Below are 18371 nucleotides of genomic sequence, written 5' to 3'. Positions count from 1 at the left end.
CCACCGGAAACTGCGAAGTTCCCGTAGAGCCGCCATTTTTTGCCGTTGGCCGGCCTCAGGCGCGCACCACCAGCAGCTCGTCCCAGTCGGTGGTGTAGCGCTGCGAGATATGCTCCCGTTTCATCGACCATTCGGGACTCCTGGCCAATCCAGCATGCCCCAGGCCGATGGACTTGGCGCCGAATCGAAGCGAAATGTCCTGGACAACCGAGGAGACATTTTCCTGTTCCTGCGCAGCTGGGTCAACGTTCTGGCCAAAGAGATCCAGCTGCTGCTCGCCGGGGGTGTCGCTGAGCCCGGAGAGGATCACTCCCCCGCGGACGTAGTCCATTCCCGGTTGCATCAGATCCCGCATCGCGGCGATGGCCAGCTTGCTGAGCAGGATCGGATCCCGGGTCGGCCGTGGCAGTCTCACCTGGGCACTGGGGAATGACGCCTCTCCGCGCGCGAAGCGGCTGGTGCCTGCGGTGACGGTGAGCAGTGAAGCGTAGCGGCCTTCGCTCGCCAATCGGCTGGCGGCCTTCTGCGCATAGATGGACATGACTTCCTCCATCGCCTCATAGGTGCGCACCGGCGTGGAGAAGGAGCGTGTGAACATGACTTGGCCGCGGTCCGCGCGTTCTTCCACCGGACCGATGCAGCGTTGCCCATTGAGCTCGAATACCGTGCGCTGCAGGACAACCGAAAATTTCTTGCGGATCGCCAACGGGTCAGCCGCTTGGAGGTCAGCGATGGTTTCAATGCCCATGGCCGCAAGCTTGGCACCGGTTTTGCGTCCTACGCCCCAGACATCGGTCACCGGGACCCGGTTCATGATGCTGCCCAAAACCTCGGGATCCATGAGCTGCTGGACGCAGACGCCGCCAAGTCCCGGATTGTGCTTGGCGATGTGGTTGGCCAGCTTCGCCAGGGTCTTGGTGGAAGATACGCCCACGCAGACCGGCACGCCAATCGTCTTGTCGATGGCGGCACGGATCTGGGCGGCGGTGCTGCGCACCTGCTCCAGGTTGCCTTCCAGCCCGACGAACGATTCATCGATGGAATACACCTCATGCCAGGTCCCGAAGCGCCCGAGCAGCTCCATGACCCGGGCGGACATGTCGCCGTACAGCTCATAGTTGCTCGACCGCACCGCAAGGTTGTGCGAGTCCATGTAGCGCTGGATCTTGAAGAACGGCTCGCCGGTGGGAATGCCCAGGTCCTTGGCTTCCTGCGAGCGCGCCACCACGCAGCCGTCGTTGTTCGACAGCACCACTACCGGGCGATTGCGCAGCGAGTAGTCGAAGGCCCGCTCGCAGGCGACGTAGAAATTATTGACGTCCACCAGGGAGACGTGATCAGCGGACATGATGCAAGCACCTGGTGATGACGCCGAAGACGCTGACTTCATCGCCTTCGGCCAAGATGACCGGCAAGGGCGATTCATCGCTGAGCAACCCGACCTGCTGGCCGTCGATCTGCCAGCGGCGCACCAGCATCTGGCCATTCAGGTTGACGATGACCACCGATCCGTGGCGCACGGAAAGGGACCGGTCCACAATCACCTCATCGCCATCGAAGATCCCCGCTGACTGCATGGCATGGCCCGAGACGCGCATGATGAAGGTGGATACACGGTCGCGGACCAGCAACCGGTTCAGGTCCAGTCCGCCGTCGAAGTAATCGCGCGCTGGCGAGGGGAAACCCATAGCCGAAACCGCTTGCACCGGCCCTTGGGTTGCTCCCGGAGGCATCAGCTCCTGATCTTCAGCCACACCCCACCACCTTCTAGTACAAATATTCGAATACTTGAATTGTAGCGCGTTAACCAGCGTCATGCTTCCGGCGAGCGCCTACCCCACGGACTCGGCCACGGCGCGCTGGCGGCGAACGCCGCCCCGCGCCGTGCGGCCCAGGAGCACCGCGGACAGGATGATCGCCAGCAGCGTCACGGCACCGGAGATTACGATGATCGTGCGGGCGGGGCCCACGAGCAGTCCCGGGGTGCCGATCAGGTAGCCCAGGGCAACCATGATGTTGATGAGCATCCGCAGCTGGGCCCAGGCAGCGCCATGGCGGCTTTCCGGCACATGCTCGTAGATGGCAGTGCGCACACCGGTGTTGTGCAGCCCGTTGCCCAGGCCGCCGGCCAGGAACACCATCGCCAAGCCGACCGCGTTGGACCAGAGCCCTTCGATGAGGATCGCTGCACCCACCAGCCCGCCACCGAGCAAAATCGGCAGGGAGCTTCGGGCACCGAAGCGCCGATTGCCTCCCAACAGGGAACCGAGCACCGCGCCGACGGACCAGGCAGCGAGCAACACCGCATATCCCGTGTCGCTATCGGTGATCTCGCGCAGGTAGAACACCCCCGCAACCCCTTCTGCTGCGGTAAACAGGACGATCGCCGCTACTGGCAGCAGCAGGATCCGCAGTCGCGGATGGCGTACAAGCGCGGCACCGCCACCAGTAATCCTGGCATTGGGAGCGGGCCCAGAACCTGTCTGAACCTCATGCCCTCTGGCTGCCAACGAGCGCGACAGGACCACGGCCGCCATTGCCAATCCCAGGAATCCGGCAGCCGCGCACCACAGCACCGCACCGATCCCTGCCCTCGCGAAGGCGATCGAAGCGATTGCCGGCGCAATAATCCCGGCCAGGGAGGTAGCCACGACAAGGAAGCTGCTGGCACGGGCAAGGCTGAAGCCACCGCGGATGCGCGGAATGACCTTGAAGACCACCGCACCGTTGATCACCGCGCAAACACTGGCCACCGACATCAAGGCAAGGCTCAGGAGAATATTGGAGAAAATAGCCATCACCGCAAAAATTCCGATATGCACGCAGAGGTTCAGGATCCACACCCGGAACAGGGCAGCACCGTCGACCCAACGCCCAATGGCGGGAGCAGCAAGGATCGGCGGAACCAGGCCAATCAAAAATAATGCTGTCACGCCCCATGACCCCAGCTGGTCCGCGGATTCAAGGGTCAAGGCAAAGAGCGCCATCCCCTCACCAAGCATGGATAGCAGCGCAATCACGCAGAACAGGACGCAACGCACTGACGACCGCACCCGCACCCCGCCCCTTCGCACACGCCGCATGGATCTGGAGGTTCTATCCTATGGGTAGGAGGATCCGCCTCCAAGGACATCTCTCACCCAAGGAGTCTCGTGAAAGTTTTACTTGTCAGTTGCGGAGATGTCGCCACAGAGGCCGGACTGCGCTTCGAGCAGGCGGGCCATCGCATCACCGCTTGGCGGCGCAACAGCAGCAAGCTGCCCGCCGGATTCGACGGACACAGCGCAGATCTGCTCGATGCGTCCCAGTGGCCAAGCATTGATCCCGGCACCGAGATCGCCGTACTCACCCCCGTACCGGCAACCCGCGATGCCGAGGGCTACACGCGTAGCTATCTGCAGGTCGCCCAGGAACTGGTTTCCCGGCTGGAAACGCAATGCCCCGCTCTTCGCCGGCTGATCTATGTCTCCTCCACCGCGGTCATGGGCGGCGGCAACGGAGAGCTCGTCGACGAATCGGCGCCGCTGTCACCAGCCACCCCCACCGCGAAAGTCCTTGCGCAAACCGAGGAGGCGCTCGCCGGAAGCGGCCTGCCGGTCACCATCCTGCGGGCCTCCGGGATCTACGGTCCGGGTCGCACGCGCTTGATTGACCAAGTCCGCGCGGGCACCGCTCAACTGCCTACGCAGTCCCACTGGACCAACCGCATCCACCGCGATGATCTGGCAGCGGCGATTGTCCACGTCGCGGGGCTGGGCGAGCATGCTGCCGGGCTCTATCTGGCCAGCGACAGCACCCCCGCCCAGTTGGGCGAGGTCTACCAGTTCCTGGCCAAGGAACTTGGTCTTCCGGAGCCGGACATGGCGGGACAGGCCCCAGCTCGAAGGGCCGCCGACCGCAGGCTCGATAATGCCAGACTGCTCGCCAGCGGGCTTGAACTGCAGTATCCGGGATATGCAGAGGGCTACCGCGCGATCCTTGCCGGGACGTCAGTCCGACATCCGTAAAGGGCAATCAAGGACAGCAATAAAAGCAAACCGGCTTGCGGCGCATCTGCACGATGCACCGCAAGCCGGTTCCCTTATTTCGTTCCGGGTGTGGACCGAAACGCCTAGAAACCCTTGCGCAACGGGTTGAAGTGCCGGGCAATGCCGGGAACCTGCTGGCCGGCAATCTGGGCGGCCAGGATCTTGCCAGTCAGCGGGCCGAGGGCAACGCCCCACATGCCGTGGCCGCCACCGACCGAAACCCGCGAAGATGCGGTCTGGCCGATCAACGGCAGGCCGTCGGCGGTGCATGGGCGTCCGCCCACCCATTCCTCCTTGCGGTTCTCCCAGTTGATGCCCTTGTAGACCGGGGTCGCCGCGGCAACGATGGCCTCGATGCGCTTCGGCTCCAGCTTGTGGTTGGCGTCGCGGAACTCCATGGTTCCGGCGATGCGGAAGCGATCGCCCAGCGGGGTGCAGGCAACGCGCTGGGTCGGGAAGTAGATCGGATGCGTTGGCATGTCCTCTGGCTCAACGGTGAACGAGTAGCCGCGGCCCGCCTGGACCACGACGTTCACGCCGAACTTGCTGGCCATGTCGGTCATCCACGCGCCGGTTGCCAGCACCACGTGATCCGCGGTGATTGCACGGCCTTCGGAACCGATGACGGTGACCGAGCCGCCGTTGTCGCGCACATCAGTGACATTGAACGCGCCAATGATGTCGCCTCCGCGGGCAATCACGGACTCGGCCAGCGAATCCATGAACTTCGGCGGGTTGATGTAGCGCTGGTTCTTGATGGCCACACCGGCAGCGACCTTATTGGACAGGGTCGGTTCAATGCCGCGCAGCTCATCGCCGGTGAGCAATTCGTACTCGACATTGCCGCCGGTCTTCTCGATCATTTCGAATTCGTGCAGCAGCGCATCACGGTCGCTGAGCGAAGTGAAACCGGTCAAGAATGGTTCAGCGGGCTTGGTCAGCTCCTGCACGCCAGGTCCTGCTGTGGTCGACTGCGCGATTTCATCAAAGGCATCCAGACCGGTTGCGCCGATTTCCGAGAAGACCCGCATGGCTTCTTCCCACTTCTTCGGGGTCGAGTGCCATGCGAAGCCGATGAGGAAGCGCAGCAGCTTGGCGTCGGCTTTCAGCGGGATGTAGAGCGGCGATGCAGGGTCAAGCATCATCTTCAGGCCGTTCTTGAAAATCGACGGCTCGGCGATAGGCAGGGTCAGGGCCGGGGTCAGCCAGCCGGCATTGCCCCAAGAGGATCCGGATGCGACGCCGCCACGGTCCACAACGGTGACTTTAATGCCCGCTTCCTGCAGATACCACGCGGTCGACAGTCCAACAAAGCCGGCGCCCACAACAACTACATGATCTGGCACGTTTCCTCCAGCCATGATCCACTCTCCTAGCATTTCGGCGGGCTCTCCACACGAGCCCGCATGTGTTCACTGTCGCGCGATCCCCAGGGAAAATCAACGCGTGCTGACGATTCGACGGTGAGCGCCACCACAGTGGCGCCAAGTTCGCTCTTTTTGCGGAAAATTATGGCTTACCCCGAATTTCCAACAAAGACTTGGCCGTGCATGACAACTTTCCCCATTGACTGCGTCACCATGGCGCATCGGGAACTTTTGCCGAATCGCGTACTGCGTAGACTGGAGGCAAGCGATTTGCCAACCCTGCCGATCAGCCATTTCTAAGGAACCGCACCACACTTATGGCCTCACGTAAACCAGCCAAGAAGAAGCCTGCCCAGGGCCACCCAGCCCGCCGTACCGGCGCCAGCAACGTGCCTTTCGAGTCGGAAGTGCGCCAAGCTCTTCAGCCATTCAAGTCCTCGCTCTTCCGCCACTTCCATGAAGAGGGCCAATCAGCCAGCGAGACCCGTGCAGCGCTGGAAGGCCTGACCACCCTGCTGACCGTTCATGCCCAGCTGCGCAAGAGCGTTGACGTCAAAACCCTGGATCCGACGATTCTGGGCGAGCAGCTCGGCCACCTGACCTCGCTGGGCAAGGAAGTTTCGGAAGCCAGCGCTGCGATCCTCAAGCATTACCTGACCTTCCTGGGCACGACCGCTAATTTCGGCGGAAGCGTGGATGAGTTCAAGCAGACCTTCGAGTTCCTCTCCCGCATGGCTGGGGATTCGCCAATTGTGGCCCCTTACCTCGAAGATGACGAGGCCAACGGCAACCTCGAAGCGATGCCTTTCGTTTTCGCGGCTCGCGAATTGATCGACTGGGTTGGCGAAGGCAAGCCAACGACCCCTGCTGGAGTGCTCACCGGGGAGACCTTGCAGGATGCAGCCGGCGCACTTGGCTTATTCGTCAAGGTAGATGAGTCAGCCGGCATTCCAGAGGATTCCCAGTGGGAGCCGGAAGACGGCACGGTTGTTTCGTCGCTGGCCGACGTTCCACGCCTGTCGGCATATTGGGATGCCTTGATCGGCACGGCCATGCTGCGCTACGAGGCACCGAACGCGACCCCCACGGAGTCGCTCAGCGATGCACTGCTGGCATCCAGCGGGCAAGGCGCACGCCTGGTCAAGGAGCTGATTGCCGAGGTTCTCTATTCGCATATCCTGATCAACACCTTGGAGGAGCCGGGCAAGGCGCAGATCGCCGAGATGGTAGCCGGCGTATTGAGCAATGCCGCATCATCAACCCCGCCGCGTGCCGAGTTTGCGTTGCAGGTTCCAACCGAAGAAGACCTGCCCGCCGAGCAGCATCACCTGATTGCCAGCCTCGAAGAGGTGGTCCCCCAGGTCGAGTCGCTGCTGCGGGTTTTCGAACGCGAAGGCCTTGTCGAGATCAACGACGAGATCACGGTTCCCGTTGTCTTGCGTTCTTCGCTGGAACGCGCTCTGGCCAAGGTTTCGGATCACGTCTTGAAGGGCGCCGAAGAAGCAGCAAATCCTCAGGCTTAGGGCTCCAAAAACGACCAAGGTGCGGGAACGATCAAGTTCCCGCACCTTCGTCGTTGAATCATCGATCAGATGCTGCGCGTCGCCAACTCGGAGTCATGCCGTGGCAGGCGATCAAACCATGGGTTCTCGCCCGGCTTGCCAACATTGACGACCAGGAAGGACTTATGGTTGTTGTCTGCGTTAATCGCGGCATCTACCGCATCGCTGTCAAAGCCACCCATCGGGCCAGCCGCCAGACCAACTGCGCGGACAGCCATGATGAAGTAGCCAGCCTGCAGCCACGCATTATTGCTGCCCACTGCGGTGCGGACTCCAGCGTCCTGGAACATCTCCTTGCGTTCCGGAGCGTGTGGGAAGAAATTCGCGAATTCCTCGTGCCACTCGGTATCGAACGATAGAACAGCCAAGGCAGGTGCCGAAAGCGCCTTCGCGGCATTGCTTCCGGGCATGGTGCTCGCTACTGCCTGACGCGCTTCAGGACTCTTGATCCAGGTGATGCGCAACGGCTGATTGTTCATCATCGTCGGCCCCATTTTCATGGCCTCATAGATTGCGTCCAGCACGTCGTCGGTCACCGGTTCATCGCTGAACGAATTGGCGCTGCGGGCTTCGAAGAACAGCTGATCTGCGGCTGCCTGGCCGATAGCCATCGATTCGTAAAGGTTGGTTTCTGCCTGGACGCTCATGCGGACTCGCTTTCAAGACGGGAAGTTCTCTCCCTAGGCACAACGCCACGTCCTTCAAGCCAATTCCAAGCTAAGATGTGAGTCAGAGCACAGAACTGTGGTCTGGAGTTAAGTTATAAAAGGTACGTTGCATTACTGACAGACAGCGGCGTGCGATGGGGGCACAGCGCCGATGAAAGATCAGTCCGTTTACGCAATGCAACGTACCTTTTAATCACCCTTGGATCCTCAGTGATGCCACTCGCAAAACACCACCGAGTACCTTCTCGGTGATCGGTCTTCACCGATACATGTCTAACTTATCGCGTCCTGCAAAATTCCGAAATCATACTTTAGTAGGAGGGCAGGAGTCAGAACGGGATACTTGCGCGCAGTCTCCAAACACCATTTTTGGAATCGGTTGCAAACTTTCCACCGAATGCCCGCATTCTGTCACCCATGCCGATCAGCCCCGTCCCGCCCTCCGGAAGGCCACTCGCTTTCTTGCCAGAATTCTCTATCTGATTAGTAATTTCCAGGACAGCTTCAGCTCCGACGACCGTGAGGCGGAAAGTGCACTTCGCGCCTAAAGCCCCGTGCTTTATCACATTCGTTGTACCTTCTTGCATGACGCGGTAAATCGCAGTCTGGGCAGAACGGGGCAATTCGGAAATTTTCTCATCCGTGGTGGAGCTCACCTTGAAATTTGCATCCTTTAGCCTCTGGACAAAAAGTTCGGCGCCCTGAAGCGCATACACAGTTGTAGCGGCCGGCTTGTCATTGCTGCGGGACAAAGGATCAGCCATGGTTCCGTCGGCCCTCAGGACATTGAGCATCAGGCGCAGGTCATGCAAGGTTTCCGTACTCAGCTTGGCGATGATATCGAGCGCTTCAAGAGCCTTCTGCCCATCGTTGGCGAATTTCGCGGCCTTCGACTGCATGGCCACAACCGTTATGTCATGGGCGACAATATCGTGCAGGTCCCGGGCGATGTTCTTTCTCTCCCGGTCGACAGCAAGACGAGTCTGTTCCTCGACGGTTTGCATTTGCCGAAGCGCAAAAGCGTTCTTCTCGCGCAAAAGGTAGATGCTTCTGGTCACGACATAGGCCATCGCAGCCAAGGGAACCACCGCGATCAATAGCACCGCATCGCCATGCGCCTGGAATGCAAATTGCACGGCCCATGCAGCACAAAGCGTCAGGTAGGCAGCGCGGATGCTGCGCGCCGATGATGTGGCAGCCAGCGCGGAGAATGCCATGAAGGCCACAATGGTCCAGAAGAACATTGCGCCATTGGCCAGGAAAAAGAAAGCCACGGCAATGAAGAGCCCCAACGCCGCAGCTGTCCAGCGCAAACCCAGAGCGAGAATGATACACAGCCCGAGGCCAACCAAAGACCCTTGCACCGAAATCTCAGGTGAGCCCGCCAGGCCGTCTTGCAACAGCGTGATGACCTCGCTGCTGGACACTGCCAGCAGCACTACGATCCCTACCCAGACAATGACACCCCGGCCAGCGAATAGCCTGGCCAGGGTGCCTTTGAGTCGTTCATTCATATGCCGAATAATTCACGGCGACGTCAGTCAAGTCAAATGTCGATGCTCTAGGAGCAGGCCACCCCATAGTTCCTGCAGAACCAAGCGGCGAAGTCAGCTCCCCAACCAGCAGGCGTGGCAACCGAACCGCCGTTAATGGCCGATGTCGGAGCAGCGGAGGCCGGAGCAGCAACCACTGCTACAGGCGACAGTGCCAATGCGGCGATTGCCAGCATTTTAAGACCTTTCATAACAAACCCCCATCACGTCTACTTATATACTTTCAGGTGAGCAGGACGTCGCAGGGACTTCACCATCGATCAAAGGAATCAAGTGGAAAAGATCAAGGTTCTTATCGTCGATGATGAACCCCTTATTCGTCATGCGTTGGGCACAATCCTAGCAACAGATAGCGGAATTGTAACGGTTAATTCTGTTGAAAATGGGCTGGCCGCCGTCGATTATTGCAAGGAGCATCAAGTAGACGTTGTGCTCATGGATTTGCAGATGCCAATTATGGATGGAGTTAGTGCGACTAAAGCCATCAAATCCGTCGAAGACAGCCCATCAGTGCTTGCTGTTACCGCCTTTTCCTCCGATGAATATCTGGTTCCTGTTCTGAGCGCTGGGGCCAGCGGATACTTGGTCAAGGATTCTGAGCCGGATGAAATTATCCGCGCGGTTCATGCCGTTCATCAAGGAACGGCAGCCATTTCCCCGTCGGTTTCTTCCGATCTCGTTTCTGCCGTTCGCGAGGCTTACCGCGACAATTCCCAGGACATTCAAGATCTTGCCTATGATCTGGGAATCACCAATCGGGAATTCGAAATTCTAAAGTTGCTGGCCCGGGGTCTAAACAACACCGAGATTTCAAGAACTCTGGCTATTTCCGAGACAACGGTTAAAACCCACATGGCCAAGATTTTCGTTAAGCTGGATGTTCGCGACAGGGTCCAGGCGTTGGTTGCCGCCGCCCGCATGGGACTCATCGAAATCCCGAAGGACTAGCCGCTGGCTGCCTGCCATTTGTGTGAACTCAACCTCTTTGGCACCTCTCCCGCTTGGTCCGGGAATATTTGCGCGCCGTATGCGTTGAACATGAGCATAGACCGCTCAAGTTTCTATTAGGAGGCTCACTTGCCAGCATTCTTCGGCGCACCATCAGATGGCTCGTTTGAGGAATTCCTCTCTCGGTTCCTGTCGTCGCGAGCTCAAGCTGCGCGCCCCATCGACATCACGCGTCTGCTTTCTGCCCGTACCCACGAAGCGGTAGCCACCGCGGCGGCGATTTCCCAAGAGCACGGCCATGACGAGATCGATTCGCTGCATCTGCTGATGGCTCTGCTGCGCACCGAACCAGTTGGCGAGCACCTGACCGCCATGGGAATCGACATCGAGGCTTTGAGTGCCGACGCCATCGCACGCATGCCCAAGGCACAGGAGCGGGACGAGAAGCCGTCTCGCCTCTCGTCGGCAGCCCAGCGCAGCCTCTTTGACGCCTATCAGGTTGCCCGCAACTACGGCTCGACCTACATCGACCCGGATCACCTTTTCCTGGCCTTCGTCTTCAATCCGGAATCGCCGGTCAGCCAGCTCTTGGCCCAGCATGGCGTCACCGGACAGTCGCTGCAACAAGCTGCCATGGAGCAGGCTCAGCGGGGCAGCAATGATGCCCAGAACCAGAACGATGCCGAGTCCGACGTGTCCATGCTCGAACGCTACGGAACCGATCTGACCTTGCTCGCGGCCGACGGCCAGATCGATCCGGTGATCGGCCGCAAAGAGGAACTGGACCAGGTAATCGAGATCCTGGCCCGCCGCACCAAGAACAACCCAGTGCTGATCGGCGAGGCCGGCGTGGGCAAGACCGCCATTGCCGAGGGCCTGGCCCGCGCCATCATCGACGACGAGGTTCCAGCGCAGCTGCGCAATGCGGCCCTGATCTCGGTGGACCTTCCGGGCATGCTCGCCGGCACCCGCTACCGCGGCGATTTCGAACAGCGGCTGACCGGCCTGCTCGACGAGGTAGCCGCCGCCGAAGGCCAGGTGCTGCTGTTCATCGATGAGATGCACCTGCTGGTCGGTGCTGGTTCCGGCGAGTCCGGAAACATGGATGCCGCGAATATCCTCAAGCCGCGCCTGGCGCGCGGCGAGCTGCACATGATCGGCGCCACCACGCTGGATGAATTCCGCAAGGTGGAGAAGGACAGCGCGCTGGCACGGCGCTTCGGCAAGGTCACTGTCGCCGAGCCATCGGAGGAAACCGCGTTGGCCATCTTGGAAGGGCTGCGCGAATCCTACGAAGAGCACCACCAGGTGCAGTACACCCCCGAAGCGCTCAAGGCCGCGGTCACGCTCTCTGCCCGCTACCTGAGCGACCGGCAGCTTCCGGACAAGGCCATCGACCTGATCGACATCGCCGGCGCCCGCCGCTCCATCGCCGCGGGAGATGCCGAAGACGTGCAGTCCTTGCGCGCCGAATTGGTGGATGCCGAACGCGAGAAGTCGCGCGCCATCGGCGAGGAGCGGTTCGAGGACGCTGGCGCATGGCGCGACCACATCGCGGAAATGACCGCGCGGATCAAGGCCGCCGAGGAATCCGGCGATGCCGAAGTGACCCGCGTGGTGGACGAAATGCAGATTTCGCAAGTGATCTCCCGCTCCACCGGCATTCCGACCTCGCGCATCTCGGGCGACGACAAGGCGCGGCTGGCATCACTGGAAGATTCGCTGCATGCTTCGGTCATCGGCCAGCACGATGCCGTCGCCGCGGTGGCTCGCGCCGTTCGCCGCAACCGCACCGGAATGTCCCCGGCTGGCCGCCCGATCGGCTCGTTCCTGTTCCTGGGTCCAACCGGTGTCGGCAAGACCGAGCTGGCCAAGGCCCTGGCCGCAAACCTGTTCGGCTCGGCTGATTCGCTGGTGCGCATCGACATGAGCGAATACGGGGAGAAGCACACCGTGGCACGCCTGATCGGTGCGCCTCCGGGCTACGTCGGCCACGACGAGCCCGGCCAGCTCACCGAGAAGATCCGCCGCAACCCGTACTCGGTCGTCCTGCTCGATGAAATCGAGAAGGCCCACCCGGACGTGTTCAATGTGCTGCTGCAGGTGCTCGATGACGGCCGGTTGACCGATTCGGCCGGCCGCACCGTCGATTTCTCCAACACGCTGATCCTCATGACCAGCAACCTCGGCGGCGAGTACCTGGCCAACAAGGCCGGGAACTTCGGCTTCACTTCCGCGAATGCGGCCAGCGAAGCCGGCGAGATCCGCGCCAAGGTCATGGGCAAGGTGCGCGAGTTCATGCGTCCGGAGTTCCTGAACCGCCTGGACGAGGTGCTGCTGTTCTCCAAGCTCTCGCCATCGGAAATCGGCCAGATCGTCAAGTTGGTCATCGCCGAGACCGAGGCGCGGCTGGCAGACCAGGAGCTGAAGCTGGAGGTGAGCGACGCTGCCGTGCAGTGGCTGGCTGGCGAAGGCTACGATCCCGAGTTCGGCGCCCGCCCTCTGCGCCGGCTGGTGCAGCGCAAGGTGCAAGATGCCATTGCGGACCTGCTGATCAGCGATGCGCTTGCCGCGGGCGATACTGTGTCGGTGGACTATGTCGCGGACAAGCTGAAGGTGCAGAAGAAAGTCGACCTGCCGACGCCACCTGCCCACAGCGAGCATGCGCCAAGCTACTTCGATAGCTGAGTCGGCGTCGCCAGTTGAGGCGCTGGTTTGGCTGGGACTGGAATCCCAGCCAAACCAGCGCCTTTTGCTTTCCGCATTTGGCCTCGTCGACCCGCGGATTGCAGGCGGCCTCTAGCTAAGCGGAGAGACTGGCGGTACCTTTGTCAGCATGGCGAACATTGGAATGATCACCCTCGATGCCCTTGATGAACGGTCAGCGTCTGCCTGGTGGAGGGCGGTCTTGGGCGGGCAATATCTGGGCCAGTACCCGGGATTCACGATGATCAGCGTCCCTGGCTTCAGCGCGCGACTGGGGTTCCAGAAAGTCGATGAGGTAACCGCAGGCAAGAATCGCGTCCATCTGGATTTGGAAGCCGGCTCGAGCCGTGAACAGGAAGTCGCCCGTTTTGTTGCCGCCGGCGCAACCCGCGTTGAGGACCATACCGACGATCCCTCTTTCGGCTGGACCATACTGCGTGATCCCTACGGCATCGTCTTTTGCGTTTCAGACCCGCACGAGGATTGACGCCATGTCGCTGTTCGCCAGGAAAACATCAGAAGCCTCAACGCACCGGGTGCACATCCATTTTGCCCAGCCAATGACCGAACGGCTGCGCAAAGACCATGAGGCGGGCCTGATCGATACGCTGCTGCCCGCATGCAACTCTTCCGGGTCCATCACCAACGCCAAGTCCACGCTGGACGCTGCCGAAGAACCGATCTCCAGCGACATTGAACTCGAAGTGACCACCTCCGATCCGAAAAAGCTGTTTGCCAAGATGCTCTCTTCGCTCACCGCGAGCGGGTTGGGGCGGGGTTCCTGGCTGATTATTGATGGCCAGCGCACCGATGTGGGCAGCAGCGAGTACGTTTTGCTGAGAACCAGGCTCGCAGGCGAATCGGATTCGCACTTGGAGCCAACTGTCCGGGCCCTGCAGCATGCCTTGGGCGACGGCAACATCGGATGGCATGAGGATGTCTATTACCGTCACGATGGCCCGGTATTCGTCTACAACGGCGACTCCGCCCAGGCCATCATCCAAACCTTGGAAGCCGAACTGGTCAAGCATCCGCTGCTCAGGAAGGCCGAAATCGTTTCGGTTTCCCCTCAGCATTAAAAGGACTCGATGGAACTTTCTACCACCAAGGTGCCTTCCGAAGAAGAAGTGCTTTCGCTCTATAACTCAGTTGGCTGGAGCGCTTACACAGACCAGCCAGAAGTGCTATTCGAAGGCCTGAGGAATTCGGCCTGCGCGATCTATGCCTACGATGACGACCACCAGCTCGTTGGCCTTGTGCGCGTGGTCTCCGATAACGCCACCATCTGCTATGTCCAGGACATCTTGGTGCGTCCGTCTGCGCATCGCGCTGGCGTGGGCCGCGCTTTGTTCTCTGCCGTTCAAGCGAAGTACGGGCATGTGCGCCAGCTGGTTCTGATCACTGATGATGAGCCCGTCCAACGGGCTTTCTACGAATCCATGGGACTCACCGAGGGGTCGGACTTCCGTCCCGGCGTCATTCGGACCTTCGCCAAATTCTCTTAACAGATCGTTCCTCGCTGCCTGGCCTGTATAGACTGGCCATTCATCACTTGTGACGAGTTATTCATGCGCGCCAGGTCGGTTATTGCCCTATCATCGTTGGCGTTGCTTGCAGCTGGGTGCAGCGCCGCTCCTGAGCAAGCAGCGCCCGCTGATTCGACGGTATCTGCGGTCGCTGAATCCAGTCCAGCTGCGAAACCCACGGCAGCATTTCGTGAAACTGCTGAATCTGCTGAAACCAGTTCTGCTACCGTCGCTGAAGCCGACGCCAACGTTAATTCAGGACAAGCCTGGGCAGATTCCAAGATTGAGATGTGGAAAGAAAACTCCGGTATCAAGTCCACCAAGGGCTTCTCGTATCCCTACAACCTCATGACCTCCTGGACCTCGCCCGAACCGGGCGTGATCGACATCAAGCTCCCCAACCACATGGTCTTCAACCGCGACGGCATGCAGGAGCCTTACCAAGGACCCGAGGACGAGCTGCGCACGATGGGACGAGTCATGTTCGAGAACATCGGCGAGGCTTCGCCGGAGCTGGAATCCGTCACTTTCGCGACTGAGAACGGCAAGCATTCCGGAACTTATACGCGTGCCCGAACCGGCGCCGACCCTACTGACCGCGAAGCCTGGGCGAACGAAATATATGTCCAGTGGCTCAGCGGCATGAACGATATCTACGAGTCAATGTGCCATGCGACGATCACCAAGCTGGAGGTCTATCGCGACTGCATACCGTCGGACCCGCATGCCTATGTGAGCAAGGTCGAGTCCCCGGCGCCCGGCGAACTCGTAGTGACCTTGGGCGACGGGCCGTGGATCGACGGGGAATACGACTCCTCGCAGATTCCGGGCCTCGACTTCGTTGCGGGAAACATGATCCTCAAGATCAACCAGAAGGCCCATGGCGACGAACAAGTCAAGAAAATCACCGTTACCGCGAAGGACGGCAAGGAATCGGACACCGAGCTCCGCGAGAACTGGCAGCAGTAACAGTTCGCGCCATTTCGCCGGATGCCTCCGACGGACCTACGCTAGGTCCCATGAGCACGCCCTACTCCATTCCGTACAACGACTCCGAGCTCAGCGCCCTCTGGGACCGCGCAGAGAATGCGAAAGCTGTTGTGGTGCTCGCTCACGGTTCAGGTGCCGGCAAGGATCACGACTTCATGGCTGGCTTTGCGCTAGCCGTTGCGAATCTCGGTGCCAGCGTCCTGCGTTTCAACTTCCCCTACATGGATGCCGGAAAGAAGTTTCCCGACAAGTCTCCCGTAGCGGTTGCAGTTTGGCACCAAGTCCGCCGTTGGGTGGAAGAAAACCTTGCTGAGGGCCTGCCCATCTTCACTGCAGGAAAGTCCTTCGGCGGACGCATCGCCTCGCTTGCAGTTGCCGAGGGCATGCCATCGGCAGGCTTGATCTTCCTGGGTTACCCGTTGCATGCGCCGAAGAAGGAAGAGAAGCTGCGCGATGAGCACCTTTACCCGCTTGAAGTGCCGATGCTCTTCCTCGAAGGCACCCGTGATCCGTTTGCCAACCCCGAAAAGATGGAGAACGTGGTCAGCAATCTGAACTCGCACAGCGAACTTTCCTGGTTCGAAGGTGGCAACCATTCCTTCAAGGTCGCCCGTTCCGGCCGCACTGTGTCCCAGGACGGCGCATGGCTCGCGGATCCTGCTCTCGACTTCATCGCCAAGCACACCGCGTAGCCCAGCAGCCCTAGTCCACCTGCTTTTCCAGGAATCGATAGACCTCGGTTTCATCCACGCCGGGAAAGGCACCGGTCGGCATGGCCGCCAGCAGGTGCGTATTGGCACGCGTTGCAGGCCACGCATTGCCGAACCATTGGCTGGACAGGTCGGCAGGTGGTCGGCGGCAGCAATTCTCGTCTGGGCAGGTGGACTGGCAGCGTTCCTTGGTATCGCGTCCCCGGAACCACTTCACGTGTTCAAAAGGCACGCCAATGGATAATGAATACAGTCCCGAAGAGTGGCGCTCGGTGCGTGCGGTGCACCAGAAGGTTCCATTGACGGTATCGGTGTACTGCTCGAAGGAGCGGAACTTGTCCATCTGCTCGAACACCACTCGGCTTGTCCAATAGCGGCAGATGGTCTGCCCTTCAATGGCACCGGTGTGGTCGGCCGGGAAATTCACCCGATCATTTTCATAGGCCTTGTGCAGAATGCCTGATTCGTGGACTTTCTGGAAGTGGCAGGTCATTCCCAGATGCTCGGTGGCAAGGTTGGTGAAGCGGTGGGCCGCGGACTCATAGGACACGGCGAAGGCATCGCGCAGATCCTCGACGGCCAATTCACGATTGTCTTTGGCGCGCCGCAGGTACTCCACCGTGGACTTCTCCGGCATCATCAATGCCGCTGCAAAATAATTGGTCGCCACTCGCTGCGAGAGGAAATCGAAATAATCGGTTGGCGGCTTATGCCCCAATACATGATGCCCTAGCGCCTGCAACAGCACCGAGCGGGGATCATGTTCCGAGCGGTTGGTCTGGGTCAGGTAGATGCGCTTGTTCTTCTGATCAGTCACCGAACGCGTGGAATGCGGAAGATTGCCCACGAAGCGCAGGCTGAATCCCAGATGCTCGGCAATATCCGCTGCTCGATGATGCGAGAGCGGGCCTGCATCGTGCCCAACTGCCGCGAGGACTTTGGCGGCTTCCTGCTCAATGTCCTTGAAGTAGTTATTGCGCTGGCGCATCTCATGGCGCAACGCGGTATTGGCCCGCCGCGCTTCCTCAGGGGTAGCGGCCTGCTCATTCAAACGGCGTTCCAATTCATTCTGCAAACCCACCAACGACTCGAGAACATCCATCGGCAGGCGTGCGCCAACGCGCACAGTCGGCAATCCCAAGGAAGCGTACAAGGGGCCGCGCTGGGCACGTTCCAATTCGATCTCCAAGGCAGCGCGTCGCGATGGCGGTTCGGTCCCCAGAAGATCATCGACGCCGACTCCCAAAGCGCCTGCCAAGGATTTGAGCAAAGAGAGCTTCGGTTCGCGCTTTCCGTTTTCAATCAACGACAGTTGGCTCGGCGCGGTATCGACCAGGGCCGAAACATCATCCAAGGTCAGTTGCTTACTTTTGCGCAGAAAACGGATTCTCCGGCCTAGGGCGATGGAGTCGAGTTCCGTATCTTCGCTGCCAGCGTCGTTGCCCGCTGAGTTCACTGAGCGATTCCATGTGGTTGCAGTCACATATCAAGATTAGGCCAAGAACCAGGAAATTTTCCAGATCTTCCTGCTTTTGACGTTAATTCTTTGACTCATCCTGAGTTCGGCATCAAAACTTTCCAGTTCTTCTTTCATGCCGGGACGAGCTTCTCTCATCAAACACACAGCCGTTCCGCGGAATCATCGTTGCCGCACACACGTTGAAACTTCAAAGACGCTTTCCGAGGAGCAGCATGCACGCAATTTCCACCAGCCCGCTACCCGTCACGAGCCCTGCCCACGACCCACCCCAAACATTGGTCATCGTCGGAACGGATGGCGCAGGCAAGAGCACCAGCATCGATGCCCTGGTGCATCAGTTGCGCAACGAACGCATTCAAGCACGCAAGCTCGCAAACGTCGCCGCCCGAAGCTGGCTGACCAAATTCTCCCGCGCGGCGGGAATCGCCTTCCCGACCTTCATCCAGGATTTCCTCGAAACGTCCATCCGCTGCTTCAACGTTGCACGCAACACGTTCATTGCCGCGCATTCCCCCGGGCTCAGCGTGATGGACCGCCACCTTTATTGCCAGCTGGCGCTGCGGCGCCTGCGTGGACATCCTGACGGATTGCTCCTGCCCTGGCTTGCCCGGAAAAGTACCGAGGAGGCGAGAATTGTCCTGCTCGATGTGGATCCCCACCTTGCCTTCAAGCGAATCAATACCCGCGGCACAGATGAAGAGAGCTTGGAGTACCTTGAAGCGAGCCGAGCTGAATACCTCCGCCTGGCGCAACATCATGGCTGGATCATCCTTGATGCCTCGATGCCCACACCTCAATTGGTTGAACAGCTTCGCATGATCGCCGGCAAGTAG

General features: G+C 60.0%; 17 protein-coding genes. 10 read left to right on the top strand and 7 right to left on the bottom strand.

Going from position 1 to position 18371, the window contains the following annotated elements; all coding sequences use genetic code 11:
* Positions 1-55 precede the first annotated feature (55 nt).
* The 3 genes from ATK23_RS15345 to ATK23_RS15335 all read right to left on the bottom strand — a co-directional run bounded on the left by ATK23_RS15345 (position 56) and on the right by ATK23_RS15335 (position 3083).
* Positions 56-1348 (bottom strand): Y-family DNA polymerase, encoded by a 1293-nt coding sequence (locus tag ATK23_RS15345; protein WP_066143827.1) that lies wholly within the window; start codon positions 1346-1348, stop codon positions 56-58.
* Entirely contained in the window at positions 1338-1754 is a 417-nt protein-coding gene (locus ATK23_RS15340; RefSeq protein ID WP_083515686.1) for a LexA family protein, read from the bottom strand. The genes ATK23_RS15345 and ATK23_RS15340 overlap by 11 nt, the downstream gene beginning before the upstream one ends.
* Before the next feature lie 78 nt (positions 1755-1832).
* Complete coding sequence (locus tag ATK23_RS15335; protein WP_083515685.1) at positions 1833-3083, bottom strand: MFS transporter; 1251 nt, start codon at positions 3081-3083, stop codon at positions 1833-1835.
* A gap of 69 nt (positions 3084-3152) precedes the next feature.
* Between ATK23_RS15335 and ATK23_RS15330 the strand changes: the two genes are divergently transcribed.
* Complete coding sequence (locus tag ATK23_RS15330) at positions 3153-4007, top strand: NAD-dependent epimerase/dehydratase family protein (RefSeq protein ID WP_066143821.1); 855 nt, start codon at positions 3153-3155, stop codon at positions 4005-4007.
* Between the two features lie 104 nt (positions 4008-4111).
* Here the strand turns inward: ATK23_RS15330 and ATK23_RS15325 are convergent, their stop codons facing one another.
* Positions 4112-5389, bottom strand: coding sequence for an NAD(P)/FAD-dependent oxidoreductase (locus ATK23_RS15325; RefSeq protein ID WP_038992510.1), 1278 nt, complete (start codon positions 5387-5389; stop codon positions 4112-4114).
* 323 nt (positions 5390-5712) lie between these two features.
* Between ATK23_RS15325 and ATK23_RS15320 the strand changes: the two genes are divergently transcribed.
* The gene (locus ATK23_RS15320) at positions 5713-6918 is read left to right on the top strand and encodes a hypothetical protein (protein WP_066143817.1); all 1206 of its coding nucleotides are present in this window, start codon (positions 5713-5715) and stop codon (positions 6916-6918) included.
* Positions 6919-6983: 65 nt separating this feature from the next.
* Here ATK23_RS15320 and ATK23_RS15315 read toward each other — a convergent pair whose 3' ends face one another.
* Positions 6984-7604, bottom strand: a complete 621-nt coding sequence (locus tag ATK23_RS15315) for a malonic semialdehyde reductase (RefSeq protein WP_066143814.1) — start codon at positions 7602-7604, stop codon at positions 6984-6986.
* A gap of 350 nt (positions 7605-7954) precedes the next feature.
* Positions 7955-9139: a sensor histidine kinase gene (locus ATK23_RS15310; RefSeq protein WP_066143810.1), complete on the bottom strand. Its 1185-nt coding sequence runs from the start codon at positions 9137-9139 to the stop codon at positions 7955-7957.
* A gap of 312 nt (positions 9140-9451) precedes the next feature.
* On the opposite strand from ATK23_RS15310, the gene ATK23_RS15305 reads away from it, so the two are divergent.
* From ATK23_RS15305 to ATK23_RS15275, 7 genes are all read left to right on the top strand, one after another.
* Complete coding sequence (locus tag ATK23_RS15305) at positions 9452-10126, top strand: response regulator (protein WP_066143808.1); 675 nt, start codon at positions 9452-9454, stop codon at positions 10124-10126.
* A gap of 129 nt (positions 10127-10255) precedes the next feature.
* Positions 10256-12814 carry an ATP-dependent Clp protease ATP-binding subunit gene (locus ATK23_RS15300; protein WP_066143807.1) on the top strand — a complete coding sequence of 853 codons (2559 nt, stop codon included), beginning with the start codon at positions 10256-10258 and terminating at the stop codon, positions 12812-12814.
* A 148-nt stretch (positions 12815-12962) separates the two neighbouring features.
* A complete protein-coding gene (locus tag ATK23_RS15295; RefSeq protein ID WP_038992519.1) occupies positions 12963-13319 on the top strand; it encodes a VOC family protein in 357 nt (118 codons plus the stop codon).
* A 4-nt stretch (positions 13320-13323) separates the two neighbouring features.
* On the top strand, positions 13324-13911 hold the full coding sequence (locus tag ATK23_RS15290; RefSeq protein ID WP_157066421.1) for a hypothetical protein: 588 nt from the start codon (positions 13324-13326) through the stop codon (positions 13909-13911).
* 9 nt (positions 13912-13920) lie between these two features.
* The gene (locus ATK23_RS15285; protein ID WP_066143801.1) at positions 13921-14337 is read left to right on the top strand and encodes a GNAT family N-acetyltransferase; all 417 of its coding nucleotides are present in this window, start codon (positions 13921-13923) and stop codon (positions 14335-14337) included.
* Between the two features lie 309 nt (positions 14338-14646).
* The gene (locus tag ATK23_RS15280) at positions 14647-15327 is read left to right on the top strand and encodes a hypothetical protein (RefSeq protein ID WP_245858460.1); all 681 of its coding nucleotides are present in this window, start codon (positions 14647-14649) and stop codon (positions 15325-15327) included.
* A 50-nt stretch (positions 15328-15377) separates the two neighbouring features.
* A complete protein-coding gene (locus tag ATK23_RS15275; protein ID WP_066143795.1) occupies positions 15378-16040 on the top strand; it encodes an alpha/beta hydrolase family protein in 663 nt (220 codons plus the stop codon).
* Positions 16041-16050: 10 nt separating this feature from the next.
* Here ATK23_RS15275 and ATK23_RS15270 read toward each other — a convergent pair whose 3' ends face one another.
* Positions 16051-17514 (bottom strand): helix-turn-helix transcriptional regulator, encoded by a 1464-nt coding sequence (locus ATK23_RS15270; RefSeq protein ID WP_174520622.1) that lies wholly within the window; start codon positions 17512-17514, stop codon positions 16051-16053.
* A 236-nt stretch (positions 17515-17750) separates the two neighbouring features.
* Between ATK23_RS15270 and ATK23_RS15265 the strand changes: the two genes are divergently transcribed.
* On the top strand, positions 17751-18371 hold the full coding sequence (locus tag ATK23_RS15265) for an AAA family ATPase (protein WP_083515684.1): 621 nt from the start codon (positions 17751-17753) through the stop codon (positions 18369-18371).

Origin of the sequence: Glutamicibacter nicotianae, assembly GCF_002797775.1 — a bacterium.
GTDB lineage: Bacteria > Actinomycetota > Actinomycetes > Actinomycetales > Micrococcaceae > Glutamicibacter > Glutamicibacter nicotianae.
Note: the sequence above shows the minus strand (reverse complement) of the source record. Positions and strands in the feature narration are given on the sequence as shown.